This is a genomic window from Variovorax humicola (assembly GCF_037889915.1).
In the GTDB taxonomy this organism is placed as follows: Bacteria; Pseudomonadota; Gammaproteobacteria; order Burkholderiales; family Burkholderiaceae_C; genus Variovorax; species Variovorax humicola.
Genome location: NZ_JBBKZV010000016.1, coordinates 74,809 through 99,850, shown reverse-complemented (window position 1 = coordinate 99,850; position 25,042 = coordinate 74,809). Strand labels below are relative to the sequence as shown.

At 67.1% G+C, this 25,042-nt stretch carries 19 protein-coding genes; all 19 read right to left on the bottom strand.

The genetic code is table 11. The features are described 5' to 3' along the window. Nucleotide 1: 1 nt before the first annotated feature. A complete protein-coding gene (locus WKW80_RS22545; RefSeq protein ID WP_340365807.1) occupies nucleotides 2-928 on the bottom strand; it encodes a type VI immunity family protein in 927 nt (308 codons plus the stop codon). An 11-nt stretch (nucleotides 929-939) separates the two neighbouring features. Next, a complete protein-coding gene (locus WKW80_RS22540) occupies nucleotides 940-1,806 on the bottom strand; it encodes a DUF4150 domain-containing protein (protein ID WP_340365806.1) in 867 nt (288 codons plus the stop codon). After that, the gene (locus WKW80_RS22535; RefSeq protein WP_340365805.1) at nucleotides 1,807-2,871 is read right to left on the bottom strand and encodes a beta-ketoacyl synthase N-terminal-like domain-containing protein; all 1,065 of its coding nucleotides are present in this window, start codon (nucleotides 2,869-2,871) and stop codon (nucleotides 1,807-1,809) included. Between the two features lies 1 nt (nucleotide 2,872). Continuing rightward, a complete protein-coding gene (locus WKW80_RS22530) occupies nucleotides 2,873-3,925 on the bottom strand; it encodes a DUF2169 family type VI secretion system accessory protein (RefSeq protein WP_340365804.1) in 1,053 nt (350 codons plus the stop codon). A gap of 14 nt (nucleotides 3,926-3,939) precedes the next feature. Then, nucleotides 3,940-4,476, bottom strand: a complete 537-nt coding sequence (locus WKW80_RS22525) for a DUF6484 domain-containing protein (RefSeq protein WP_340365803.1) — start codon at nucleotides 4,474-4,476, stop codon at nucleotides 3,940-3,942. A gap of 16 nt (nucleotides 4,477-4,492) precedes the next feature. Then, nucleotides 4,493-6,901: a type VI secretion system Vgr family protein gene (locus tag WKW80_RS22520; protein ID WP_340365802.1), complete on the bottom strand. Its 2,409-nt coding sequence runs from the start codon at nucleotides 6,899-6,901 to the stop codon at nucleotides 4,493-4,495. 65 nt (nucleotides 6,902-6,966) lie between these two features. Then, the gene (locus WKW80_RS22515; RefSeq protein ID WP_340365801.1) at nucleotides 6,967-8,331 is read right to left on the bottom strand and encodes a tetratricopeptide repeat protein; all 1,365 of its coding nucleotides are present in this window, start codon (nucleotides 8,329-8,331) and stop codon (nucleotides 6,967-6,969) included. Nucleotides 8,332-8,366: 35 nt separating this feature from the next. Then, nucleotides 8,367-9,290 (bottom strand): hypothetical protein, encoded by a 924-nt coding sequence (locus WKW80_RS22510; protein WP_340365800.1) that lies wholly within the window; start codon nucleotides 9,288-9,290, stop codon nucleotides 8,367-8,369. Nucleotides 9,291-9,323: 33 nt separating this feature from the next. Beyond that, nucleotides 9,324-12,092, bottom strand: a complete 2,769-nt coding sequence (gene tssH / locus WKW80_RS22505) for a type VI secretion system ATPase TssH (RefSeq protein ID WP_340365799.1) — start codon at nucleotides 12,090-12,092, stop codon at nucleotides 9,324-9,326. A 40-nt stretch (nucleotides 12,093-12,132) separates the two neighbouring features. Beyond that, on the bottom strand, nucleotides 12,133-13,218 hold the full coding sequence (gene tssG, locus WKW80_RS22500) for a type VI secretion system baseplate subunit TssG (protein WP_340365798.1): 1,086 nt from the start codon (nucleotides 13,216-13,218) through the stop codon (nucleotides 12,133-12,135). Beyond that, on the bottom strand, nucleotides 13,194-15,095 hold the full coding sequence (tssF, locus tag WKW80_RS22495) for a type VI secretion system baseplate subunit TssF (protein ID WP_340365797.1): 1,902 nt from the start codon (nucleotides 15,093-15,095) through the stop codon (nucleotides 13,194-13,196). Before tssF ends, tssG begins: the two co-directional genes overlap by 25 nt. A 17-nt stretch (nucleotides 15,096-15,112) precedes the next feature. Continuing rightward, nucleotides 15,113-15,625 (bottom strand): type VI secretion system baseplate subunit TssE, encoded by a 513-nt coding sequence (gene tssE / locus WKW80_RS22490; protein ID WP_340365796.1) that lies wholly within the window; start codon nucleotides 15,623-15,625, stop codon nucleotides 15,113-15,115. Then, complete coding sequence (locus WKW80_RS22485; protein WP_340365795.1) at nucleotides 15,615-16,478, bottom strand: type VI secretion system accessory protein TagJ; 864 nt, start codon at nucleotides 16,476-16,478, stop codon at nucleotides 15,615-15,617. Before WKW80_RS22485 ends, tssE begins: the two co-directional genes overlap by 11 nt. A 20-nt stretch (nucleotides 16,479-16,498) precedes the next feature. After that, a complete protein-coding gene (locus WKW80_RS22480; RefSeq protein ID WP_340365794.1) occupies nucleotides 16,499-17,056 on the bottom strand; it encodes a type VI secretion system tube protein Hcp in 558 nt (185 codons plus the stop codon). 48 nt (nucleotides 17,057-17,104) lie between these two features. Further along, nucleotides 17,105-19,105, bottom strand: a complete 2,001-nt coding sequence (locus WKW80_RS22475; protein WP_340365793.1) for a caspase family protein — start codon at nucleotides 19,103-19,105, stop codon at nucleotides 17,105-17,107. After that, nucleotides 19,102-20,298 (bottom strand): hypothetical protein, encoded by a 1,197-nt coding sequence (locus WKW80_RS22470; RefSeq protein ID WP_340365792.1) that lies wholly within the window; start codon nucleotides 20,296-20,298, stop codon nucleotides 19,102-19,104. Before WKW80_RS22470 ends, WKW80_RS22475 begins: the two co-directional genes overlap by 4 nt. Then, nucleotides 20,291-21,046 carry a hypothetical protein gene (locus tag WKW80_RS22465; RefSeq protein ID WP_340365791.1) on the bottom strand — a complete coding sequence of 252 codons (756 nt, stop codon included), beginning with the start codon at nucleotides 21,044-21,046 and terminating at the stop codon, nucleotides 20,291-20,293. Before WKW80_RS22465 ends, WKW80_RS22470 begins: the two co-directional genes overlap by 8 nt. Before the next feature lie 179 nt (nucleotides 21,047-21,225). Beyond that, nucleotides 21,226-22,896: a murein transglycosylase A gene (gene mltA / locus WKW80_RS22460; protein ID WP_340365790.1), complete on the bottom strand. Its 1,671-nt coding sequence runs from the start codon at nucleotides 22,894-22,896 to the stop codon at nucleotides 21,226-21,228. A gap of 69 nt (nucleotides 22,897-22,965) precedes the next feature. Beyond that, complete coding sequence (locus tag WKW80_RS22455) at nucleotides 22,966-24,873, bottom strand: protein kinase domain-containing protein (protein ID WP_340365789.1); 1,908 nt, start codon at nucleotides 24,871-24,873, stop codon at nucleotides 22,966-22,968. Nucleotides 24,874-25,042 lie beyond the last annotated feature (169 nt).

Genomic DNA, 25,042 nt, shown 5'->3' with positions numbered 1-25,042 from the left:
GTCAGTCAAGGAACCTGCGTTCCCAGCGTCGCAACAGGTTGTCATCGAAATTGGCGAAATTCGACAACATGTCGACTTCACCGAACAGGGTGATGGGCTCGAGGAGGCGGGCCACGTCTCGAAGAAGGGGCGTGTCGACCTGTTGGTTGCGGTCCCCGAGTTCCGGTGTTTTCCCGGCGCGGATCGTGGCAGTTCCGGCAACGTCGCGCACTTCGATTTCCTTGGGCAAGGCCCTCCTCACTTGTTCAATACCGCCCAACCGCTCCTGCAAGGCCGGGCCGAGCAGGGTGATCCACCGCGCACCACGTACCTTGTGCCCGATGTCGAGTTGCGTCAGGTCGTTGACGGCCACGTCGTAGCCGGGATGGCGAAGCGCGATGCCCGCGATCTTTGCAAGCGCTACGGACTGGCGCGATTCGCTGGGCAGAAGGCTCGGCGCGCAGTAGCCGGACACCGGCTTGAGCAAGGCCGTGCACTGGTCGATGAAACCGCACAGATTCTCCACGTGTGCTTCGTCCACGACCACCGGAGGAAACGTCATCTGCACCAGGGTGAGCGAATCGGGCTGGTCCTTGTCCTTGTCCCGGTCTGCCAGCGTGAAGCCGTATTGCGGTGCCTCGTCGCCGAAGTCGTTGACGCGAAAGGCGGTGAATTTGCGCTTGCGCGCACCGACGGGCGCCAGGGAGTCGCGCATCCGCTTGATAACCGCTTCATCGACCGGCCGCCATTGTTCGGATGTTGCATTCACGACGGCCCACTGAAGCATGCCGGGCCGGGTGCCCGCCACGAAAAGGTCGAAGACAGCGGTCAACGCGTCGCTGCACTCGAACACGAACTGCTCCAGGAAATAGGTCAAGGTGACGCCATTGCGCACGTCGACAGTCCCCGATGCCGGATCCGAAAGCTCCAGAGGCTTGATGTCTGCCATGCGATGAACTCCTAGCAACTGCTTCGTGCCTGCGCGCCCGGACAGGCCGCGGCTTTCTTGGCCTTGGACGCATTGTTGGGAAGGCCGCGCGAACCCACGATGTCAATCTTCGCGCCCGTGAAGCGCTTGCGGTACTTGCGTCTCTGGGCGGCCGACATTGCGGGCTTCTTGGTGCAGTTGAATTTGAAATCGAAGATGTGGGTGGTGGCCCCTTGGCCAGTTGCTCCGGCACGGATCTGCACATCGAGCCGGCTGGCATCCATCGTCTTGGTCGGCGGGTGATATTCCTCCGGCGTGACGTTGTCCCAATTGCCTTTCGCTTTCTCGCGATTGATGGCGTCCTGGCAGCAACTGTGCTTCTGCGTTCCGCGCGCCGTGCATTTTTTACCGCTGTCGGGCGGCAGGCAATCGACGGACTTGTTGCAGCAATCAGCGATGGCCTGGAGTTCGGGCGGTACGCCAACCGGAATCTGCAGGTTGCCGGCCAGGTCGGCCGTGTTCTCGTGATTCTGGAATTTCTTGTCGGTGAGCCGGCATGCGTTCTGGCCATCCATCTTCACATCGAAGGAATAGAGGATCCAGGTGGACTCCTTCATGAACGTGCTCGACTTCACGCCGCCGGCCACGCCGGCGTTGTCGCCGTTCGACAGGGAGTATTCCGACCCTTTGGTGGCAATCATCATCCCGCCGTCGGCTTTGACCGTGGTCGTGCCCTTGTCCAATGTCGCGGACTGCGAGATGTTCGGGTACGGGATGGGTACCGGCCCGGCAGGCGAAGGAGTCTTGCAGACATCGGGGATGGTCGCCATGGAGATCCCGTTGCTGCCCTTGTGCACGAGCGAATTCGATACGCCGTTGACCTTGATCGTGACGGGCATCTAGGCGCTCCCACGGGTGGTGGCCATCAGCACGGCACCGCGCTCGCCGCCTTCGGCGCTGGCCCATGCGAAAGCCACGTTGCCATTGGCGTAACCCTTGGCGCCTGCAATTGCTGCCAGGACGAGATGAAGAGGCGCACTCGCCGCCGCCACGTCGCCCCAGCAATCGGCGGGCGCCACGAAGTCGGAAGCGGATTCGAATGCCTCCTTGGTGCGAAGCGCAGTGAACCCGTATTCGTCGGCCCGATACGGCTCGCCGTTCAGGTCGCAGTAGACGTCCGTGATCCTGAAGTCGTCCGGCAGTCCGGCCAGCGCACCGCGGAATGCCTGTGTGAGCCCTTCGCCGATGCACACCGTCTGCGTCTTGATCCGGTTGGCCTCGAAACCGGTGCCAACGCCGAGAACCCTGGCAAGCGGATCAAGCCGCAGGAGTTCTGCCACCTCCCGCCGCGCGATCAGCAGCGCGCCAGCGCCCTCGCCCGGAATGAAGCCCCACGCGTTGTTGAGCGGGCCTGCGCCGTGGAGTTGATCGTTGGCCTCAAGCCATTCGAGTGTCGTGGGTTCGATGTACGAGTCGACGCCGGCCACCACGCAGGCGTCGAATGCGCCCTCGGCAACCTTTTTCACCGCGGCGTCCAGCGCCAGGAGGCCGGCGGCGTGGCCGTTCGGAAAGGTCGCAACCGCCGAAAAAATCTTCGGGTACCGCTGCTGCACTGACTTCGTGATCTGCTGGCGCACGTCATGCGCGAGGCCGGGTCGCGGGCTCGGCAATCCCAGCGAGAGCGCCATCCGCAGCGCGCCGGGATGTTCCTCGAGGACGGGTGCCAACACCTGGTCGATGGCCGGAAGGAGCAAGGCCTCGAGCCGCGCGACACCCATCAGGTCGATGTCCAGCCACGGCGCGAGCGCTGCGCGCATCGGTTGGCCAACGGTGTCGACCATGAATGGATGCTCGGCAAAACCGCTGATTCCGGCGCGCACAGCGGCAGCGCTCGACCAGGCGTCACGGCCCACCGGCGTGGTCGCGCCAAGCGCTGCAACAAATATCGGGGCACTGCTGCTCACATCAGGCCCCTTCAAACTCGGCCTCATCGTCAACCCCGGCATCCGGGCTCAGGCCGGTCTTGCGCGTGACGAGGGTCCGCTTCAGTTTCTGGACCTTGAAATGACAAGGCAACGACGAATGCCACACCAGGGAAACCCGCGGAAAGTCTGGCTCGAGGATCACGCTGTGAAGCTTGCGCAGCTTGTGGAATTCGCGCGTGCCATCGTAGAACTGGGTCTCGAAGCCGAGGTATTCCCTGGGCAGGGCAAAGCGCAGATTTCCGGTCGGCGACAGGTTGAGGGTCGCGACGGTTTCCCCGCCCATCAGAAACTGCGGCGCTTGTTGTTCCGCCGGCGCGTATTGAAAGAAGCGGTCGTCGAAATCGTCGGGCAGAAGGGGCGAGCGATTCTTCATCCACGCGTCGTCGTAGGTGCCGGCGAACGATGCGCGCGGGCTCCAATGACTGCCAATGGCTCCAAATCCAGCGGGCGCGGGCCGATCGTCCCACGCGCGGATGAGGCGGTCGGCAGACTCGATATTGGGCACCGGCATGCCGTCCAGATTCGCCTTCTTCACCGCAAAGCCGCAGCCCACGGGATTTCGCAAATCCCAGTCCCTTTCCGGCTGCGCCGACCTCGAGTCAACGCCGCCGAAAGCGCGCTCATAGACGATTGGCATCCGTGTGAAAGGCTCTGGGCTGGTCGGACCCGTGGCTCCCCATTGGCGGTCCCCATAGACGCGCAGAATCTTCTGCACGGGGCCCACCCTGAAGCCCGCATCCAGTTCAGTCACGGCCCTCCCGCCCGGGGCATGGGCATGGCCCACGACGATGATGTCGGTGGTTTTCTTGGTGAGCACCAAGTCGGCCTCGTACTTGATGCTGCTCTTGGCGGGTTCGCCATGGTATTCGGGCATGCGCAGCACGGGCGGCTGATCCTTCGCAACCTCGGTCGAGCCATCGGGCAGGATGTCGAAGGTGGCCTTCACGGCCACCAGCCAGATCTCGGCGCCATTGCGATCACGAACCCAGCCGCGCTCGGCTGCGAAGGGGGTGCGGTTGTCGACTTGCCACATGGGAAATGCGAGGCCTAGTTGATATCGATCGCCGCGCCCTTGATCTTGTTGTAGCCCGTGGACCGGCTCAGGATGTAGTTGCCCTCGATGATCACCTTGCCCGCGCGCGTGAGCGTGATGCTGGCGTCGCCGCAACGCAGCACGATTTCCCGCTCGGCGGTGAAGGTGAGGCGCTCGCCATCGGCCTGCACGTCGAATGAGAGTGCAGGCGCTGCGACCGGTTCATGCGCGCCGTCTTCCTGCAAGACGCCGACGACGATCGGGCGCGTCCAGTCACCGTCTTCGTGCAGCACCAGCACGGTGGCGCCGATCATGGCGCGGCGCAGCGGCACAGTCGTGCGGGCAGTCACCAACTCGCCAGGGAAGTGCGCGAGCCCGCTCAGGACTGGCGCATCCCGCAAGTCGAAGCCATGAAAGCGTGCGGTGGACACGGCACCACCGGGTGCGGCGGGCAATGCGCCCGGCCCACGCGGACGTGCCAACAGGGCCTGCAGATCGCTTTGAAGGTCCGCTTCGGGGAACGGCTTGAACGGACTTTCGCCAGCACCCATGTCTCGACCCTGCCTTTCAGTTGATTCCAACCTTGCTGCCCTTCACCACCACATCGCTGCTCGCCTTGACGTTGATCTTTCCCGAGCCCTCGATCGTGATGTCCTTGCCCTTGATGGTGATGGTCCCGTCCTTCTTCATCGTGATGCTGGCGTCGCCGGTCTTGATGGAGATGGAGTCGCCGGCACTGATGGTGAGGTTCTTCGCCACCGTGAGCCCATCGTCCTTACCGACGCTCGTGGTGCGGCCGCCGCCGACGTCGCGCGATTCGTCGCCGCCCACCGAGGTCGACATCGCGCCCCCCACGCTGGTCGATTGATCCGCGCCCACGCTCACCGTCTGCGCGGCACCGATGGTCACCGCCTGGGCGGCGCCGATGGTGATTTCCTGTGCAGCGCCCACCGTGATGGTCTCGTTCGCGCCGACCGTGTGCGTGCGCTGGGTCGCCACCGTCGCGGTCTCGCTCGCCCCCACCGTGATCGACCGGTTCGCCCCGATCGTGATCGACTCGTTCGAGCCCACGCTCTCGGTGCGGTTCACGCCGATCGTGATGTTCTCGTTCAGGTCCACCGTCTCCGTGCGGTTCTTGTGGATGGTGATGGTCTCGTCCTTGTCGACCGTCTCTGTCCGCATGCCATGCACCGTGATCGTCTCGTTGTTGTCCACGGTCTCGGTGCGGTCGTGCTTGATGTGCGAGGTCTCGTCGTGGTCGATGGTCTTCTTGCGGTCGTGGCCGACCCAGTGCGTCTCGTCGTTCTCGACCTCGATGTCCTGGTTCTTCTCGGCATGCAGGTAGACCTGCTCGCTGCCCTTCTTGTCCTCGAAGCGGAACTCGTTGCAGTTGGCCGCGCTGCCGCCGGGCGTGGAGCGCGTGCGGAAGCCGCTTTGCGTGTGCGCGGCGAAGGGCTTGGGCTGGTCGTCGTTGTAGACGCGGCCGATGATGATGGGGCGGTCGGGGTCGCCGTTCAGGAAGTCGACGATGACTTCCTGGCCGATGCGCGGGATGAAGTAGCCGCCCCAGCCCTTGCCGGCCCAGGGCTGCGACACGCGCACCCAGCAGGTGGATTTCTCGTTGCTCTTGTCGTAGCGGTCCCAATGGAAGTGGACCTTCACGCGGCCGAAGTCGTCGGCGTGGATCTCGTCGCCGGCAGGGCCCACCACGATGGCGCTCTGCGGACCGGGCATGACGACGCGCGGGGTCAGGCGCGGCGGGCGGAACGGCGTGTCGGCCGGCAGCGCGGTGAGCAGGAAGGCGCTGTTGCCGCGCGTGGGCGCGATCAGGTCGGGCGTGCCGCGGATGAGGTCGTGCAGCGCTTCGAGCCACTTCGCGTTGATCGGGTCTTCGTCCAGCAGGTCCAGCAGCACCTGCCCTTGCCGTTGCACGTTGCCGTCGTGCTCGCCCAGACCTTCGTAGCCCGGATGCGTGACGACGAAGGTGCAGGCGGCGCAAAGGTAGTCGGTGTCCGGGTCGCCCATCGGGTGGCCGTGGAACTTGAAGTTCATGCCGGCGGCGATGTCGGGCCAGCGCGTCGTCGCCCAGTTCACGCGGCGGCGCGCGGCCAGCTCTTCCATGCGGACCTTGGCATCGTCGTCGGTGTCGTCGTTGCGGAAGAAGCCGCCAGGGAATTCGAAGGCCTCGAGGTCGGCCAACTCGTGCGTGTCGGGATCGCCCTTGGTGGCGTTGAGCTTCTTCTTGATCGCCTTGAAGTCGCTGTCGCGCGAGTCGTACTTGCCGGTGTCGAGCCGGCGCGAATCGACCCAGTGGCTGATCTCGTTGAAGCGGGCCTCGCTCGTACCGAAGGGAACGTAGTTGAGCGTGTCGTGCACCGGCAGCTTCTTGTGCGCGACGTCGCTGGCATCGGCCAGGTACATGGTGCCGGGCGCATCGTGCGCGTCGAACCAGTAGTAGATACCTTCGTCTTCCAACAGGCGCGAGAGGTAGTCGTAGTCGCTCTCCTGATGCTGCACGCTGTAGCGCAGCGGCTTGTGCGAGCCGATGACCTTGTCGGACTTGATCTTCTTGAAGCGCTTGATGGGGCTGTCCTCGAACACGGCGTCGAGGATGTCCAGCACCGCCTTGTCCTGGATGATGCGGGAATTGAGGCGTTTCGTGAGCAGCCAGAACCACGAGCGCAGCGTGAAGCGGTATTCGAAGTAGCGGCCCACGCTGCCGCGGCGCATGAAGCGCACCGCATGGCCCTGGCAATGCCGCTCGTGCTTGGCGCCGTCCTTGTCGGCGAACTCGATGACCACGTCGAAGGCGTGGCCGAGGATGTCCTTCGCGTCGATCTTCTCGTTGGTCGACAGCACCGTGAGTTCATAGGCCGACGGGCGCGACAGCGACTCCTGGCCGACGATGCTCCAGAACATCAGGTCGCCGTTGGCGGGCGAATCGCTCTTGATGAGGAACTGGAGGTCAGTCGCCATGGCATTGCTTTCCATGCTGGAATGCCATCAGGACGAATGAGACGCCGGCGTTTCGCATGATGTGCTCAGATTGGTGCGGCGCCCGCCGCGGCGGCCACGCGCGCCGAGACCACGAAGCCTTCGACGGGCTTCGCCGCTTCCATGCGCAGGTGCGCCGGCTGCACGTCGCCGTCGACGAGGCCGGCTGCGGCCAGCACCTCGCGCAGGTAGTCCGCGCGATGGCTGTAGCGCCCGTGCGGGTTGAGGTGGAAGTTCTCGTTTGCCGCTTCACCGTCCTCGATGGATTCGACTGTGAAGACCAGCCAGCCGCCCGGCCGAAGGGCGCGCGCGGCGGCGCGCGTCACCTGGGCCAACTCGCCGAAATAGCACAGCGTGTCGGCGGAAACGATGAGGTCGTACGACTGCGGGGCCTCGCCCTCGATGAAGGCGGTGAGTTCGGCCTTGTGCAGCGCGTCATACACCTTGCGTGGCTTGGCCCGGGCCAGCATGCGGGCCGACAGGTCGACGCCGACCAGGCGCTGCGCATAGGGCGCGAGGAGCGGGCCGCACAGGCCGGTGCCGCAACCGGCGTCCAGCACGGCCAGCGTGCCCTTGGGCTCGCCGATCAGGTCGGGCAGGGCCTGGGCGATGAGCGCCGGCGCGCGGTAGCTCAGCATGGCCAGCTTGGCGTCGAAGCTCTCGGCGAAGCCGTCGAACACGCTTTCCACGTAGGCGTCGGCGGCGCGGGCGGGCACGGCCTCGCCCGAGCACCCCGCGAGGTGATGCTGCGCCTCGGGGCTGCCGGGCTCGTCCTTCAGCCAGTCGCGGTACACCTGCGCCGCCTCGTCGAAGCGGCCGAGCATGTAGTAGGCCATGCCCAGCGCCTGGCGGGCCCTGCCGTGGCGCGGCTTCAGCACCAGTGCGTTGCACAGAGTCTCAAGCGCCTCCTCGCTGCGCAGCAAGCCATGCAACAGGCTCCCGAGGTTGGTGTGCGCATCGATGTACTTGGGATCCAGTTCGATGGCGCGCCGGTACGCGGCCTCGGATTCTTCGTGGCGGTTCTGTTCGCGCCGGAGCACGCCGAGGTTGTTGAAGATGTCGGCGCGATCCGGTCCGAGCCGCACGGCTTCCTCGTACGCCGAAGCCGCATCGTCGATGCGGCCGGATTCGAGCAGCACGTTGCCGAGGTTGTTGTGCCAGTCCGGCAGGCTGCCGTTCAATTCGATCGAACGGCGGATCAATCGCAGGGCTTGCTCGTCGTGGCCGCGCTGGTGCTGCAGCACCCCCATGAAGTGCAATGCGTCGGCATGGTCCGGCGCCACCGCGAGGATGCGCCCATAGACCTTCTCGGCATCGTCCAGCCCGTTGGCGCGATGCATGGCAATCGCGAGCTTCAGGGCGTCGTCGAGGCTTACCTGCTTCGCGGGCCTGAAGCCCGGAGGAGGCTTCATGCGGCCGATTCTTGTGCGGGCCATCGTTGCCGTCTTCAAGCGCATTGCTCCCAATCGGTGGGCACGTCGGAAGGGTCGCCCATCTTCAGGGCGCCGCAGTAGAGCGATATGGCCGCCCACGCGTAGCTGTCGGCGTTGTTCAGCATCTGCGCCAGGCTCTTGCCCGCGTAGGTGTCCTGGTGTGCGTAGGCCTCGTCGGCGGTGCAGAGGTACTTGTGGGTTGCCTCATGAATGATGACCCGGGCATAGCTCAGCGCCGAGTAGGTCTCGAGCACCTCCAGGGAGACGTGCATTTCGCCCTTGCGGAATCCGCTGATCGAGTTGCTGACTGCCTTGTAGTTCGTCGCGCGCCAGGTGTTCGCGTCGTACTTCGTCTTGGTGTGGCTCACGTAAGCCTCTTCGGTATCGTCGGCGTCGGCCGGGTTGATGTCCTGCCCGCTTCCTATATCGCGCCGGCTGGCGTCGATGTCGATCAGGTAGACACCTGTGTTGAGGTGAAAGCTCAGGCTGAGCATGTTCTGGCGGATCTTCTCCAGCACCCAGCGCCGGTCTTTCTCGACGACGGCCTTCAGGGAGAACTTCCGGTCCACCACATTGCTCTTGAGCGTGCCACCGGCATCGTCGCCCGCCCTCAAGTGAAAGTGCGCTTCCAGCACTTCCTGCATCAGGGCGGACTCCTTTCGGCGCAGCATCAGAATGCCGGCAAACTCGTCGTTCACCTTGCGCATGACGCGCGCCGCCAGGGCAGTGGCCGCCACGGCTGCCGCCTTCATGGCATCGCTCGGATAGCCCGTTGCCGCCGGATATTTCTTGTAGCCGATCATCAATTGCGACGACAGCACTTCCATGTGGTCGGTGAACCCGCGCCGCGGGTCGGCCGGAACGTGTGCTCCGACGGCCTTGCGCAATCCGACTTCGGCCTTGCGCAGCAGCGTGGTGGGTTTTGTGAATCCGGGCATGGCGTGGCTCCTTCGTGGGGTCGTTGGTTCGACTCAGAACGTGTAGCTGAAATTGCCGTCCGCGGCACCGACATGCACGCGCTCGATCGCCTTGCCTTCCATCATCCGGTTCAGGAATTCGCGGCTGATGTCGGGCAGCATGGTGTTGGTGAGGATGGCGTCGATCATCCGGCCGCCCGATTCGCTTTCTGTGCAGCGGCTGACCACGAGCTTGACCACGTCGTCGCCATATTCGAACGGAATCTGGTAGCGCGCTTCCACGCGCTTCTTGATGCGGTTCAACTGCAGCTTGACGATCTCGCCGAGCATCGCGTCGCTGAGCGGGTAGTACGGAATGGTGACCAGCCGGCCAAGCAGCGCAGGCGGGAATATCTTCAGCAGGGGGTCTCGCAGCGCCTTGGCCATGCCCTCGGGGTCGGGCATCAGCTCCGGGTCCTTGCACATGCTGGCGATCAGGTCGGTGCCGGCGTTGGTGGTGAGGATGATGAGCGTGTTCTTGAAGTCGATGCTGCGGCCTTCGCCGTCCTCCATGAAGCCCTTGTCGAAGACCTGGAAGAAGAGTTCGTGCACGTCGGAGTGCGCCTTCTCCACTTCGTCGAGCAGCACCACGCTGTAGGGCCGGCGGCGCACGGCCTCGGTCAGCACGCCGCCTTCGCCGTAGCCCACGTAGCCCGGCGGCGCGCCCTTGAGCGAGCTGACGGTGTGCGCCTCCTGGTACTCGCTCATGTTGATGACGATCATGTTCTGCTCGCCGCCATACAGCGACTCGGCGAGCGCGATGGCGGTCTCGGTCTTGCCGACGCCGGAGGTGCCGGCCAGCATGAACACGCCGATGGGCTTGCTCGGGTTGTCGAGGCCGGCGCGCGAAGTCTGAATGCGCTTGGAGATCATCTCCATCGCATGGTCCTGGCCGATGACGCGCTGGGCCAGCAACTGCGGCAGCTTGAGCACGGTTTCGAGTTCGTTGCGCTGCATGCGGCCGACCGGGATGCCGGTCCAGTCGGCGACCACGGAGGACACGGCTTGTGCGTCGACCGAAGGCAGGATCAGCGGCGTCTCGCCCTGCACGGCCGAGATCTTGCCCTGCAGCTCATGCAGTTCGGCCAGCAGCGCGGCGCGGTCTTCACTCCCTCCCCCTTCGGGAGAGGGTTGGGGTGAGGGTGCGGCGGTGGATGAAGCTGCGGCCGTCGTGGCGCCGCCGCCCTCACCCCCGCCCTCTCCGGCAGGGAGAGGGGGTACATCGACCGGCTTGTTGCCCGCGCGCAGCTTGCCGCGCAGATCCAGCAGCTTGTCGACCAGGCCCTTTTCTTCCTTCCAGCGCGCATTGAGCTTTTCGAGTTCCGCCTTCGCCTCCGCGAGCAGGCCTTGCGCCGTGGCGGATCGCCTGGTCACGTCGATGCCGATGGCTTCCTCGCGCGCAATGATCTCGGCTTCGACCGTGAGTGCCTCGATGCGCCGCGTGCAGTCTTCCACCTCGGGCGGCATCGCGTGCTGCGACACGGCCACGCGCGCGCACGCCGTGTCGAGCAGGCTCACCGCCTTGTCGGGCAACTGGCGCGCCGGAATGTAGCGGTGCGACAGTTTCACCGCTGCCTCGATGGCCTCGTCGAGCAATTGCACGCGGTGGTGCTTCTCGAGCACGCTGGCCACGCCGCGCAGCATGAGGATGGCCTTGATTTCATCCGGCTCCGGCACCTGCACTACCTGGAAACGCCGCGTCAGCGCCGGGTCCTTCTCGATGTACTTCTTGTATTCGGCCCAGGTCGTCGCGCCGATGGTGCGCAGGTTGCCGCGCGCGAGCGCCGGCTTCAGCAGGTTGGCCGCATCGCCCGTGCCGGCCGCGCCGCCCGCGCCGACGAGCGTGTGGATCTCGTCGATGAACAGGATGATCGGCGTGGGCGATGCCTGCACCTCGTCGATCACCTGGCGCAGGCGTTGCTCGAACTCCCCTTTCATGCTGGCGCCGGCCTGCAGCAGGCCGATGTCCAGCGTCAGCAGCTTCACGTCCTTCAACTGCGGCGGCACGTCGCCGCGGGCCAGCCGCTGCGCGAAGCCTTCCACCACCGCCGTCTTGCCAACGCCCGCCTCACCCGTCAGCAGCGGGTTGTTCTGGCGGCGCCGCATCAGGATGTCGACGATCTGGCGGATTTCCTCGTCCCGCCCGGTCACCGGATCCATCTCTCCCTTCTTCGCCTTCTCCGTGAGGTCGACAGCAAACTTCCTGAGCGCATCGCCCTTGCCCATGGCGGCCGGGGCCATCGCGCCGGTGTCTTCGCCGGGGGCGCCGCTGCCCATGCCGGTGCCGTCCTGCGCGCGCATCTTCGATTCCGGCGAGGGGTCGCAAATCTTCACGAAGTTGTCGGACAGGTCTTCGACCTTGACCTTCTCGAACTGCTTCGACAGACCGAACAGCGGGTTGCGCAGGCTCTGCGTCTTGAGCATGCCGATGAGGAGGTAGCCGGTGCGCACCTGCGCCTCGCCGAACTGCAACGTGGCGTAGGTCCACGCGCGCTCGATGGCGTTCTCGATGTGCGGCGAGAAGTCGCTGATGGCGGTGGCCCCGCGCGGCAGGCGGTCGAGCGCGGCCGTCATGTCCTTCGAGATGGCCGAGATGTCGAGCGAGTAATGCTGGATCACGCGATGCAGGTCGGAGTCCTGCGCCTGCAGCAGTTGCGCGAACCAGTGCTCGAGTTCGACATAGGGATTTCCGCGCATCTTGCAGAACACCGTCGCGCCCTCGATGGCCTTGTAGGCAAGCGAGTTGAGCTTGCCGAACAAGGCGGTGCGGCTGATTTCACTCATGGTGTGCTCCGTGTTGATTCATGACGATCGGCGTCATCGGTTATTGAAGGGCCACCGCGCGCGCAGTCAGTGCATCGCCGTCGATGCGCACGTCGGCCGCATCGCGATCGCGTGGCCGTTGGCCGAGCCACGAGACCCAGCCCAGCCGCGGTGCATTGCCCTTGTGCCGGCCCAGCCGCGTGGCGGGCACTTCTTCCTTGCGCAGGATCAACTGCGCGTCCCAGTAGAGCTCGTTGCCTAGCAACTGCTGCATCCAGCGCAGCAACTCGGGCCGCGCCTTGCCGCCGGGCAGGAAGCCCCGGTAGCGCTGCAGCGAAAGCGGGCCCACGTGCAGGCGCACGCGATGCTGCCGATCCCAGGCGCGCTGGCCGAGCATCGCGCCCATGCCCATCGAGCGCGAGGCGCCACCACGGCCGAGCCGCGTCAATTCCTCGGTGGGCAGGCGCATCCAGTGGCCGACCCACGGCTCCAGCCTGACCGTCACGCCGAAGTAGTTGCACAGCACCGACTCGACGCCTTCGGCACAGTGCACGTTGCGCGTCAGCCAGCCCGAGAAGTGCAGGCGTGCGTCGTCGTTGATCTCGTCGCGCGACTGCCGCGCGGCGGTGCCGATGCCGACCAGCGCGCCCACGCGCTGGCGGAACCTGTCCTCGCCCGGCCGGTCTAGCCCGACCGCAGGCCGCGACTCGGCCCAGGCCCGGTAGAAGTACAGCGAGAAGCGATGCCCGAAGGTGTCGAGAAACGCCAGCCAGGTCGGATCGGCATGGTTGAGCGTGCGTTCGCGGATGAAGTCGCTCAGGTGCACCGGCAGCGGTCCGTTGGGGCCAAGGTAGCCGAAGAACTGCTGGCGCACACGCGGCGGCGAATGCGCGGTGGCGGGCTCGAAGCGGCTCAGGCTCGCAGGAGCAAACGACAGCGACGGCTCCTGCCCGATGCGCACGGCTTCGGCGCTGGGCAGCAGCGCATGGCCCCAGCGCGGCTTCGGCGCGGCGAGCGCCTCCAGCCTTCTCATCACCGCGAAGAAGTCGTAGTTCCACGGCTGGCCCGACATCGCATGCAGGCGCTCGCCGACGCTTTCGCGATGAGACGCTGCGGGAGGGGCTACAGAATCTGGCGTGTCCCGCACATCGGCCTCCATCGCATGGTCTCGCCGCGGCCCTGCACGCTGAGCACCGTCTCGACGAAATGATTGACCTCCACATGCCGCGCGAGAAAGTGCGACAGCACCGCGCCGAACAGGAAGGCGCTGTGCCCATGGAAGGCCCCGCGGTCCACTTCCAGCGTGACTTCGAGGCCCCGCCCGAACGCGATCGGCCCGGCCAGCGGCAAGCGGCGCGCCACCGGCTTCGAGCGCACCGAGAGCAGGCCGCGCACCTGCCCCTGGCGCACGTCGTCGGCATGCACCGCATAGAGCATCAGCATCTCGCGCAGGGCGGCGGCGCCCTGCTCCGGCGTGCTGTCGGACAGCGAGAGGTAGTTGAGCGCAAGGTGGTCGATCACGCGCCAGCCCAGCCCCTGGCTCACTACCGGCGACACCGGCCGCGAGGGGCCGCGCACCATGCGCACGCGCTGCACCGGGAAAGAGTCGATGCAGTCGAAGTCGTTGTCGCGGCCGAGCGGCATCAGCAGCGGCAGGTCGCGGTTGGTGACCAGTGCCGTTACCGCCAACTGCCGCAGGGAGCCGGAGAACGGCGCCTGTTGCGGGTCGACGATCTGCATGTAGACCTCGGAGCCGATGTGGCTGCTGCGATGGCCCTCGACGCGTTGGCGCACCGACTGCATGCGCGGTTCGCGCGTGGTGGTGTAGTAGGCCGGATGCGTGTGGCGGTCGCCGTGGAAGGCGGCGTAGAAAGGCTTGAAGAGTTGCTCCGGCGCTTCGTCGGCCCCGGGCGTGCCATGGCCGATCACCTCGGTCACGGTGTGCACCTCGAAGTCCTGCGGCCGCGTGCGGTCGGCCAGCAGGTGGAACTGGCTCACGCCCTCGGTCACCGCCACGCGGTCGAGCCGCTTGTGGAAGAGATTGACGACGGGCACGCAGTGCAACTGGATGTTGTCGGCGCTCACCAGCTTTTCCAGCGCGGCGTCGCCACGCGAGAACAGCACCACGATCTCCACGTCGGGCACCGTGATCGTCGCCAGCACTTCGCGCAGGCCGGTGATGCGCGCGAACTGGAAGCGCTGCGGAAACGCGAAGTACTCCTGCACCAGCCGATGGCCGGAGAAGCCGGTGGCAGTGACCGGCAACAGCGCCTCGTCATCGCCGAACCCGACCGGCTCCACCACATTGCCCGGCAACCTGCGGATGGCGCTGGCGCTCGCGCCGGAAGGCAGGCCATTCGCGCCGAGCGGCTGCACCATCACGCCCACCGGCTTGCCGAGCAGGCACTCGTGCAGTTGCCAGGCCACGTCCTCGGCGCCGCCCAGGTGCATCAGCAACTCATCGAGCGGGATCTGGTTGAAGTTGAGGCTGGCCGTGGCGTGCAGCGCGATGCGCAGGCCACCGCGGATCTCGCGCGACTGCGGATGCTGGGCCAGCGGCAGGTCGGGCGCATAGGTGAAGTACTGCGCGCGCTTCACTTCGATCGGCCACACGCGCAGCGCGCGCGACGTGCGGAACTCGCAATACGTGTTCTGCCCCGCCGATTGCCGCGCACGCATGCCGCTGCCGCGCGGCAGCGTGGGGCCGACGGCCAGGGCGGCATCGTCGGGGTCGACCGCCATCTGCACCACCGCCATCGAGGGCGTGGGCGCCATGAACTGCGGATAGACGATGTCGAGCAGATGCCCGGTGAAGCGCGGGTATTCGGCGTCGAGCTTGAGGCCCACGCGCGCGGAGAGAAAGGCGGTGGCTTCGATGAGCCGCTCGACGTACGGATCGGCGACTTCCTGCCCGTCGAATCCGAGCCGGCGCGCGATCTTGGGAAAGGCCTGCGCAAACTCGGCGGAGCTTTCGCGAAAGTAGCGAAGCTCCTGCTCGTACAGGCTCAACAGGCGCGGGTCCATGGCTTACACCCGGCGACTCATGGAGCCGTGACGTCCTCTATTTCGAAACGCCCTTCTTCCAGGTCGATCCGGCTTCGCATCAGGAACTCCAGCGGCACGGGTTGCGCCCAGAGCATGCCCCGGATCTTGAGGCCAATGCGGTTGTGGGATTCAAGGACCGAGCCTTCCATGACGAGTTCCACTTCGAGGGTGCGAGGCAGGATGCGCGGCTCGAACTGCAGGATCGCATTCTTCAAAGCCTGTTCCATGCTGACACGCTGCACAGAGGACGTGAACTGGCCGGACAGCATAGGCAATCCGTAGTTGAGCACCGAGCGCGCCGCGTTCGGATAGCGCTTGTCTTCATAGGCAAGTCCGAAGGCGGTCGCGTTGAAAAGCCACGACAGGTCGCGCAGCACCGCCTGGCGCAACGCCTGCCTGGTGAGGGTGCGCTTGTCGTCGCTCTCGCGCTTCTCGCTGGGTGCGTCGTCGATCAGGCGATCGAGCAGCGAGGGCTGCAGGCGCTCCTGCGCGAGCTGCTCAGAAGCCACCGCTGTCCCCGGTGCCTTCCTGCGCCGTGGCGGCAGGCGCCGCGGAGGCATTCGCCGAGGATTCGTCGCCGAAGACGATCTCGCGCACGTCCATCAGCGCATGGTCGCCGGCATCGCTGCTGAGCATGCGTTGCCCGAGCCCGGCCCACACCTCGGGCTGCAGTTCGCTCCACTCCGTCTTGCGGGCAAGCAGCAATTCGCCGTCGGTGCTCTTCTCCGTGCCCTGGTAACGCGTGGGAATCAGCGCCAGCGATTCGCCGCCGTTCTCGAACAGCAGGTTGGCCGGCATCCAGACGCAATCGCGCAGGTCTTCCGGCGGCTCGAGCCGCACCGCGGCCAGCCGCGCAAAGGGAACCCAGTAGTACTTGCCGTTGACGAAGGCCTCCAGCACCGGGCCGATGCGCATGTCGGCATCGGCCAGCCATTCGAAGGGCGTGCCGTCGATGGTGCCGCCCACCGCCGGCGCGGCGTCGAAGGCGCGCTCGCGCAACTGCCCGGCCAGTTCGTTCTCTCCCATGCCGCGCCGCAACAGCGACTCGATCAGCAGCGCCAGCCATTCGTCGGGCTGGCCGAACACCATCGGCGTCTTCTTGCCGGCGAAGACGTTGGCGCGCAGGCCCTCGCATCGAATCGCGTCGCCGTAGACCTGCTTCATCGGCACCGCGAGAGCATCGAGTTCCGCCGCCACGGTGAGCTGGTTGAGTGCGCGCTCCCACTGGCCCAGCACGCACAGCAACTGGACCATGAAGACGCGCAGCTTGCTGTCGGCCGGCTTGGCCTTGATCTCGTCGGTGAGGGCCTTGAGGGCGCCGGCCGGGTCGTTGGCCAGGAGGAGTTCGGCGGAGCGTGTCATGGGAGTGCCTTTCGAATGGATCAGGACTTGGTCAGCACGCAGGTGCGCACCGCGCCGCGCAGGCCGGTGTCGAGTTGCGGCGCCGAACGGATTTCGATCTTGCGGAAATTGAAATAGACGATCTCGCATGGCCGCTTCGGGTTGCCGCCGGTGAGGAGCGACTGCGTATGGACGCGCGCCTCGGTGAGCACGAGTTCGAGCATCGGCTGCTGGTCCTTGGAAACGTCGCCACCGGCCTTGAACACCGAGATGGTCGCGGTGATGTCGGTGTCCTGGTTCTTCAGCATGCTGGCGATGGATGCCGTCGCGGCATCGCTGTGGCGCACCACGACGAGCATGCTGCTGCGGATCTGCCCCTTGCTCCCGCCGGGCGGCATGACGATGTCGGTGCAGTAGTGATAGCCGCCGATGGCCATGCGCTTCTTGCCGTCCTCGAACTTGCGGTCGGATTCACCCTCGACCACCGCGCCCTTGCTTTCGAGCAGCATGGTGAAGTCCAGGCCGGATTCGTCCGACAGGGTGTCGAGCAGGCGCAGCGCCTCGTCGGGGTCGAGTCTTCCATCCTGGTTGAAGCTCATTTCGTTCTCCTCGTTTCGTCGTATCGATGTCGTCGCATGTCGTCGTATCTACTTGGCGGCCGGCGCGTCGCCGGGCCATCGGACCATCGCGGCATACACCTGCCGCTCCTTGACTGTTTGCGGCAGGCCACGCACGCGCACCTCGGGCTGGGCCGCTTCCGCCTCCTGGCCGCGCAGGCCGAACATGCGCGGCGCGCTCCATGGCGCGGCCGGGCTGGCGAGCACCAGCAGGCGGGCGCCGCCATCGAGCGGCGGCAGGTTGAATCGCTTGGCAGCCGGGGCTTGCGGCGTTCCGCGTTCGAAGCGGTTGGTTTCGCTGGTTTCCTCGGGGAACACCGTTTGCATGCCGCCGCGTGCATCGAGCGCGACGATCACCAGGTCGAGCGACTGGCCGCTGGTGTTGCGCACCGACAGCGCCGCGCGTTCGGTGCCGGCGGGCGCAGGCAGCTTGCCGTCGGCCTCGCGGGCGGGCGCGCTGCGCACGAGGCGGTCGCCATCGCGGATTTCGAGTTGCGCATCGAAGCCGTCCAGTTGCCCGTCGCCGGCGAGCGTGTTCAGTTGCAGCAGCCACTTGAGTTGCGCCAGGGCTTGCAGGCGCTGCCGAAGCGCGGCCGCATCGGGCAGCGTGGCATCGGGCGTCGTGACGGCGGCGGCAAGTGTGGAGGACAGCAACTCCAGTCTTTGCCCGGCCGCGCCGAGATCGGTCCAGCGCACGTCGGCATCGCTGTTGTCGCGCACGGCGCGCAGCGCGGCCGGCCACGCGAGGCTCATGCCGGCGGGCAAGGGCTTGTCGGCACGCACGTGCAAGGCCACGGACTCGGGTGCGTCCACCGGCGTGATGGCCCAGAAAGTCGCGCCGGCCAGTGAAGCCAGTGCGGGCGGCACGTCGAGGCGGGCACTCCCCAATGCGACTTCCGACAGCACGGCAGGCGCGACGCGCACGGTGCCGTCGGCGAGCGTGGCCAGCACGCGAACCGGCTGCTGCGCGTCGAGCCCGTCCAGCCGGCCCACCGCCAGCGTGAGGCGATCGCCCACGCGCTGGGCGTTCCACACCGGCCGGGTCGACAGGGGTTGCAGGCTGTTGGCGAACAGCGGCAGGTCGAGGTTGCCTTCGGCCACGGGGGACGGCAGTTCGCGCTCCGGAAAGCGCGCCTCCAGTTCCTCGATGACCGGCGGATAGAGCGCCAGCACGCCGTTGTACAGGTCACGCCAGGTGGCAGGCCTGCGTTGCAGGGTCTCGGCCACGGCCCAGGTCAGCAGGCCTTGCGGATGAGCGTTGCGGTCCTTGCGCGGCAGCCGCAGTTCGGGCGTGACCTGGTGGCTTTCCGATGCGAAGAACGCGACGTAGCGGGCGCGTGCGATGTTGCTCACCGGCGGCACGGCCGCCGCAGCCGCTGGTGGTGCATCGCCACGCGCGAGCCGATCGACCTGGATGCCCCGGAAGCGCACTTCGTCGTCGACCGGTTGCTCGACATTCGCCGTCTTCGCGCTGCGCGTGAGCGAGGCCGCCGAACAGGTGTCGAACACCGACCACACGAACACGTTGCGCGCGAGGAAGGCGCCGATCCAGGCATCGAATTCCACGTCTCGAACGCCGCCGGGCAACGTGGTGTCGACGCCGACCTGGCCGCGCACGTCGCGCGCGAGGAAGTTCTCGGCCAGGCCGTCGGGCTCCTGGTAGGCCTTCTTCGCATCGCGCAGGCGCGTGCCGTGGCCGGAGAAGTAGAGCAGCACGAAATCGCCGCTCCTCGACTGCTCGAGAAGGCGGCTCAAGGCTTCGTGAATGCGCTGCGCATCGGGCAACCCGGCGCCGTTGACGCCGTCGGCCAGTACCGTGATGTCGGGCGCGGCAAAACCCTGTTTCAGCAGCACCTCCCGCATCAGCGCGACGTCATTGCGCGGCGCCTGCAGCCAGAGCGCCTGCGGCTGGTTGACGAGTTCCGACACGCCCACCAGCAAGGCCCGCTGCGCGCTCCACGCCGGCACAGCCACTGCGACGAGCAGCGCAGCGACAAGCCAGAGCGGAAGGCGCGACGGCGACAGCATCATTTCGCTCCCGGCGCCTCGGCCATGCGCACGGACTGCACCAGCGCGGAGCCCCGCAATGCGGCGAGCGCGTTCACAGGATCGGCCGCATGCAACTGCCATGCGCCGGTGAGGTCGGGTCCGCCGACCACTTCGACCGAGGCATCGCGCAGCGCACGGCCGGCAGCGTCCAGCGTGACGCCGGGCTTCCACAACACCGCCAGGTTGGCGACCGGTGGCGACGCGGGCTCCGTCGCCACCGAACGGAAGCGCACTTCTTCATCCTCGACCGGACGGCGATTGAACAAGCCCACGTTCTGCACCACGACCATCAATGCAAGCAAGGCAAATGCCGGGCGCACCCAATCGGCACCGAGCCACTTGCGCAGCCGTGCGCCCCATCCTGGTTCGTCGGCTGGCGCGCTCGATTGCGGCGGCGGCCCGGTTGGCGCGGCCGCGGTCAACAGCGAGGTGCCGAGCCTCGCGGCAGCATCGCGGTACAGCGCCTGGTATTCGCTGCGCGGATCGCCGTCGCCGAGCGGCGTGCCCGACAGGACCGAGAACACCCCACCCGCCGTGCGCAGGGCAATCCGGCCCGGCGCGGCATCGATGCCCAGCGGCTGTTGCGTGGCCCATTCGTCGTGCACCGCGCGGATCGCGGCGAGCCGCGTGGCCGACAGTTCGCCCTGCACGCGGGCACAGAGCTGCGGCGCAGCGGTGAGCGTGACCGGGTTCCAGGCCTGCACCATGCCGAACAGCGGCTCGAAGGGTTCGTCTCCCGGCTCCAGCAGCACGTCGAACGCGCCGGCCCAGTCGGCCTCGCCGGTCGCCATCCAGCCTTGCCAGCGATCGCCCCCGATGCACTTGTCGAGCAGCACGCCGAGCAGCCGCCCCTCGTGCACGATGCTCAACAGGCGGCCCGGCGCCCAGCGGGCCGGAAAAGCCCGCTGGGCCACGGCCTCGCGGCGCCGTGCCAATTCGGTCAGGGGAAGCAGGAGATCTTCGGCAATGCGTGAGGGCGGTGGTTGCAGCGATTGCAGCGATTGCAGCGATTGGGTCGCTTGGGTGGAGGCCGCAGGCTTGCCGTTCGGCGGCGCGACGGCCGCATCGGCGGCCCCGGAATGGTCGCGCTCGAATGCGTCGCGGATGAGGCTGAGCGGGGGCCAGAGGTCGATGTGCATCGCGAGGTGTCCTGAAATGGCTATGTCTTCAGGCATAAGACGCTTCAACACCGAGGATTTTGAAAACCTGAAGGATCACGCCCATGTTGCCGGGCTCGATGGCGATGCCCAGCGTCTGCGTGATCCATTGGCCCAGCGTGGTGCGCGCGTAGTCGGTCGGCAGCCCTTCGCGCTTGTGGACCAGGCCGAGCCGGCCCGCGCGGTAGTGGTAGGAGGCGATCGCATGGCGCGATGCCACGCCCGACAGCGGAGCCTCCTGGCCGAAGCCTTCGCACAGCAGGATGCGCTCCGGCTCCGGCAGCGACGCGATGAAGGCGCGCGCAGCCGCCTGCACCGCCTGTCCGCTCAGGCCATGGTCGGTGAGCTCGTCGCACCCGTCGCTGTCGGCGCCAAGCTGGTCTTCGAGCTGCGCCTCCGTCACCTGGTCGCCGATCGACAGCTTGCGGCGGAAGCTGCTGGCGCGCGTGCAGTCGATGAGATAGCGGCGGAAGTAGGCGCACAGCGCGAAGGCGCTCGACGGGGCGCTGTGGTTGTCGCCGCCGCGGCCGCTGTCTTCGGCGTCGTCAGGGTCGGCATCGAGCCGCAGCACCTTCACATAGATGAACTGCGCTACCAGTTCCTGCCGCCCTTCGCCGAGCACATGCAGCTCCGGCGGATTGCAGCCCTCGAGCGCCCCGCCGACGATGCCGTACATGCGCCCCATCTCCTGCGGCCCGAGCGTCTGCCGGCGACGCCACAGGCGCACCAGTTCGACGCTTTGCTCGGACGAGAGGGTTTCCTGCATCTCAATTCATCCAACGCCCCGCAGCGCAGAGGGCTTCGCCCGGACCTGCAACGCATGAATCCAGGACGAGCAATGCAAGCTCTGTTCGTGGGCACCAGCGGAACCGGCTTTGCCGGGCCGCCGGGTGCGCCCCCTCGAGGCCCTTGAGGGGGAGGCGCCGCAGGCGCTTCGGGGGTGTTTCAATCATCGACGCATTGGCCTTCCACCGGCACGAGGCACTGCGGCAAGTCCGCGCCCACGGCACCGCCGCGCGTGCGCACCGTCGAGCTGGACGCCGCCGCCACGGCCTGGCCGCGCGGCAACAGGATCCAGAGCTGGCCGCGCTCCTTCATGCGGCGCGCCTGCGTCGCGGCCTGGGTTCCGTTGCCGAAGAAATAGTCGGCTCGCACCGCGCCGCGGATGGCGCCGCCGGTGTCTTGCGCAATGGTCAGGCGCTGCATCGGCTCGCCGGTGCCGGGCTGGCGCGTCGACACGAACACCGGATAGCCCAGCGGCGTACTGCGCGGATCGACCGCGATGGACCTGCCCGCCTGCAGCGGCACGCCGAAGGCACCGACTGGCCCACCCGCGCCGCCGGCCGATTCCTTGAAGAACACATAGCTCGGGTCCTTGATGCCGGAGCCGATGACGGGGCCCGTCGTGGCGCGCCCCGGCACGATCACCGCGCCGCTCTGTTCCGGCCGTGCCAGCGTGAAGCCTCGCACCCTGATGCCGGCCGTGTTGTCGCTGCCGGTGTCGTCATCGTCGTTGTCGAGTTCCAGCTCGATCGCGCCGCCGCGCGTGCGCACCTTGCTCGCGGGTTGGCCGTTCTTGTTCTGGGCCAGCGTGGGGCGGAAAGGCTGGCCGTTCTGCTCCGCGTAGGCCACGCGGATGATCTCGCCGTTGGCCATGCGGATGCGGCCCGAGCCCTGGATCTGCATCTCGTACAACGCAGTGGCGCTGTTGACGAATGCCAGCACCTTCGCATTCGGCGCGCCGCGCGTTTCGATTTCCTCGCGCGTGAAGTACGGCAGCAGCTGCCGGCCCTGCGCGCGCAGGCGCACCTTGCGGTCGAGCGTGTCGCGCGTGACGGCCGACAGGTCGAGCGAATAGAGCCCGGGAGAGCCGAGGTCGCGCGTGTTGAAGGCGCCGGTCTGGATCACGACATCGCGGCCCTGCACCCGCGCGGCGACGGTGGCGTTGCCGGGCGGCAGCTTGCGCGCATCGAGGAACAGCATGTCCTCCGGCGTGCCGTACACCGGATAGATGTTGGGCGGCGAATAGTTGCGGCTGCCGGTGATCTCGGGTTCGAAGTAACCGGTGACCACGCCGTCGGGCCGGCGGTCGTCGTCCCGGATCTGGTAGACGGTGAACTCGCGCTCGTAGAAGCCTCGAATGGCCGCGCTGTTCTTCGGGTCGACCGACCGGGTGCGATCGCAGATTTCCTTCCACTGCGCGCCGCGGCCGATCAACACCCGGCAACTGCCCAGGAAGGCCGGCCAGCCTTCGGAAAAATCGTCACGTCCCCAGCCCGGCAGCGCGTCGTAGCCGACCGCCGTGTAGGTGGCCAGTTGCGTGGAGAAGGTGCGCGCCTGGCCTGCCACGCTGGCCGAGCCGCCGATGCCGGAGGTCGACGGGCGCAAGGCCGGATCCGTCACCGGTCCGATGTTGAAGGTGCTGCCAGTGGCGGGCGCGGCGCTGGCGGGCGCGGCGGGGGCCGGCGCAGTAGGCGCCGGAGCGGTAGATGCCGTCGTCGTGCTGGTGCCAGGCGGGGCCGAGGCGCAACCGGCGAGCCAGGTCACGGCGGCCGCAACGGCACCAACGGCGACCCGACAGGCGAACGGTCGGACCGGGGGCGACAGGTTGTTCATGAAAACCTCCTTGGTGCTGAAGAAGAAGCGGCCCGGGCTTCGGTGCACGGGCCGACGCTCTGCAGACGATTACTTCTCGGTGATTTTGAAAAGCCCGACGCCGTAGACGTCGTTGCAAGTGGTGTTCGGCGCGCATACAGGCTTGCCGAGCAGTGGTGGCGGTCCGTTGCCGCGTGCGGCTTCCAGCGCGGCGAGCACCGGCAGCGGGAACTTGGGGAACACGCCATCGTTCTGGATGCCCGTAGCGCCGAAATCGCGCTCGTGTTCGCTCACCAGCACCGCGAAATGGTCGGTGCCGGCCGGCCCACCCGCATCCATGGGCCAGGAAGCGCGCGGCAGCGTGATGGCGCTACCGGCGGAGACCTTGTTGTACTTGTCGAGGAGGTTGGGGAACAGCAGGTACATGCCGCCGTCGGTCGACAGCAGGTAGACGTAGGCGAAGCCGTCGCGCTTGCTGCGCACCTCGAACGACAGCTTGTCCTTGCCGATGAGCACATCGGCCTTCTTCGGCGTGGCGACCACGTCGAAGCCGGGCGCGGCGCCGCGGGCCATCGATTGCATCGACTCCAGCGGCGTTGTCGGCGGAGGCGGTGGTGGTGGAGGCGGCGGCGGCGGGGCGGGCGCGGGTTCCGGTGCGGCGGTGGTGCCGCCCGGCGAGGGTGCCGCGGCAATCTTGCCGTCATCGCCGGTCTTGTCGCCCGCGCCCTGCTGCGACCACCACCAGCCGCCGGCGCCGAGCACCGCCAGCCCCAGCACCGCCGCGGCCGCGATTGCCTTCCCCTTTCCGGCCGAGGGCGCGGGCATTGCCGAGGCGGGCAGCGGCGCCGGCGACGTGCCCAACGGCACCGGCCGGCTGACCGCCGGCGGCGTCGGCGCCCGTTCACCGGCGGCCGGCATCATCGTCTGCGCGCCGTCGAGCCCGAGCATCGCGCGCAACTCGGTCATCGACTGCGGCCGCTGTTCCGGCCGCACGCCGAGTCCGGCATCGATGGTCGACAGCAACTGCACGCTGTAGCGCTGGCGCAGCGCCTCGTTGTTGACCAGCGGCGCGTAGCTGTCGGACAGCAGACGCGCCACCGACGGCGGCGGCGCGCGACCGGTCACCGCGACGTGCATCACGCCTGCCAGCGCATATACGTCGGTCCACGCGCCCTGCGTCATGTCGGGCATCTCGGCGTATTGCTCGATCGGCGCGTAGCCCGGTTTCAGGATCACCGTGATGGCATGCGTCATGTCGGTAATGACGCGGCGCGCGGCGCCGAAGTCGAGCACCACCGGCCTGCCCGAGCCTTCGAGCAGCATGATGTTGTCGGGCGCGATGTCGCGGTGGTAGCAGTTGGCGTTGTGCATCACCTGCAGCGCCTGCGTCACGCCGTCGAGGATGCGCAGGAGCCAGGCTTCGTCGACGCCGCCCGGCATGTCGCGCAGCGCCTGGCGCAGCGTGTCGCCGCGGTACAGCGGCATCACCATGTAGGCGGTGCCGCGGTCGCGCAGGTAGTCGATGACTTTCAGCAGCGACGGATGATCGAACTTGGCGAGCAGGCGGGCCTCTTCGAGGAACTTGCTCAAGCCCTGGTCGAAGGTCTCGCGCTGCCGCTCCGACATCGGCGCCACGCTGCCGTCGAGTTGCCGCGTGGACAGCGACATCGGCAGGTATTCCTTGATCGCGGCCACGCGCTCGAGCTTGTGGTCCCACACCTCGTAGACCGCACCGAAGCCGCCCTGGCCGATGAGCCGCGTCACTTCGAAATCGGCAATGCGCGCCCCCGGCGGCAGCACGCCAGCCTCCGACGACGACGCGGGCGGCGCCGGCGGCGCGGTGGCGGTGGCGCCGGCGGCGGGCGCGACGGAAGTGACTTCGTCGGCAGGTGGCGTTGCAACCGGCGCCGGGGAAGGCGCGCCCGGCGTCAGCGTAGGGCCGGTGACGACCTGCGTGCGATCGTCCGCATCGTCGGGGCGTAACGTCTCATCGCTCATTTCAGTGTCCCATGACGCTGAAGCGTCTTCCGCGACGCATGATCCCAGGACGAGCACGGCGAAGTCTCGAGGGGGAGGCGCCGCAGGCGCTTCGGGGGGGAGTCATCCTGGTCTGTTCGTGGGCACCCGTGGAACCGGCTTCGCCGGGCCACCGGGTGCGCCCCCTCGA

Bases quoted from the DNA above. Each gene is read 5' to 3' on its own strand.
- WKW80_RS22545 (WP_340365807.1), bottom strand. From the start codon at position 928: ATGGCAGACATCAAGCCTCTGGAGCTTTCGGATCCGGCATCGGGGACT.
- WKW80_RS22540 (WP_340365806.1), bottom strand. From the start codon at position 1,806: ATGCCCGTCACGATCAAGGTCAACGGCGTATCGAATTCGCTCGTGCAC.
- WKW80_RS22530 (WP_340365804.1), bottom strand. From the start codon at position 3,925: ATGTGGCAAGTCGACAACCGCACCCCCTTCGCAGCCGAGCGCGGCTGG.
- WKW80_RS22525 (WP_340365803.1), bottom strand. From the start codon at position 4,476: ATGGGTGCTGGCGAAAGTCCGTTCAAGCCGTTCCCCGAAGCGGACCTT.
- WKW80_RS22520 (WP_340365802.1), bottom strand. From the start codon at position 6,901: ATGGCGACTGACCTCCAGTTCCTCATCAAGAGCGATTCGCCCGCCAAC.
- WKW80_RS22515 (WP_340365801.1), bottom strand. From the start codon at position 8,331: ATGAAGCCTCCTCCGGGCTTCAGGCCCGCGAAGCAGGTAAGCCTCGAC.
- WKW80_RS22510 (WP_340365800.1), bottom strand. From the start codon at position 9,290: ATGCCCGGATTCACAAAACCCACCACGCTGCTGCGCAAGGCCGAAGTC.
- tssH (WP_340365799.1), bottom strand. From the start codon at position 12,092: ATGAGTGAAATCAGCCGCACCGCCTTGTTCGGCAAGCTCAACTCGCTT.
- tssF (WP_340365797.1), bottom strand. From the start codon at position 15,095: ATGGACCCGCGCCTGTTGAGCCTGTACGAGCAGGAGCTTCGCTACTTT.
- WKW80_RS22485 (WP_340365795.1), bottom strand. From the start codon at position 16,478: ATGACACGCTCCGCCGAACTCCTCCTGGCCAACGACCCGGCCGGCGCC.
- WKW80_RS22480 (WP_340365794.1), bottom strand. From the start codon at position 17,056: ATGAGCTTCAACCAGGATGGAAGACTCGACCCCGACGAGGCGCTGCGC.
- WKW80_RS22475 (WP_340365793.1), bottom strand. From the start codon at position 19,105: ATGATGCTGTCGCCGTCGCGCCTTCCGCTCTGGCTTGTCGCTGCGCTG.
- WKW80_RS22470 (WP_340365792.1), bottom strand. From the start codon at position 20,298: ATGCCTGAAGACATAGCCATTTCAGGACACCTCGCGATGCACATCGAC.
- WKW80_RS22465 (WP_340365791.1), bottom strand. From the start codon at position 21,046: ATGCAGGAAACCCTCTCGTCCGAGCAAAGCGTCGAACTGGTGCGCCTG.
- mltA (WP_340365790.1), bottom strand. From the start codon at position 22,896: ATGAACAACCTGTCGCCCCCGGTCCGACCGTTCGCCTGTCGGGTCGCC.
- WKW80_RS22455 (WP_340365789.1), bottom strand. From the start codon at position 24,873: ATGAGCGATGAGACGTTACGCCCCGACGATGCGGACGATCGCACGCAG.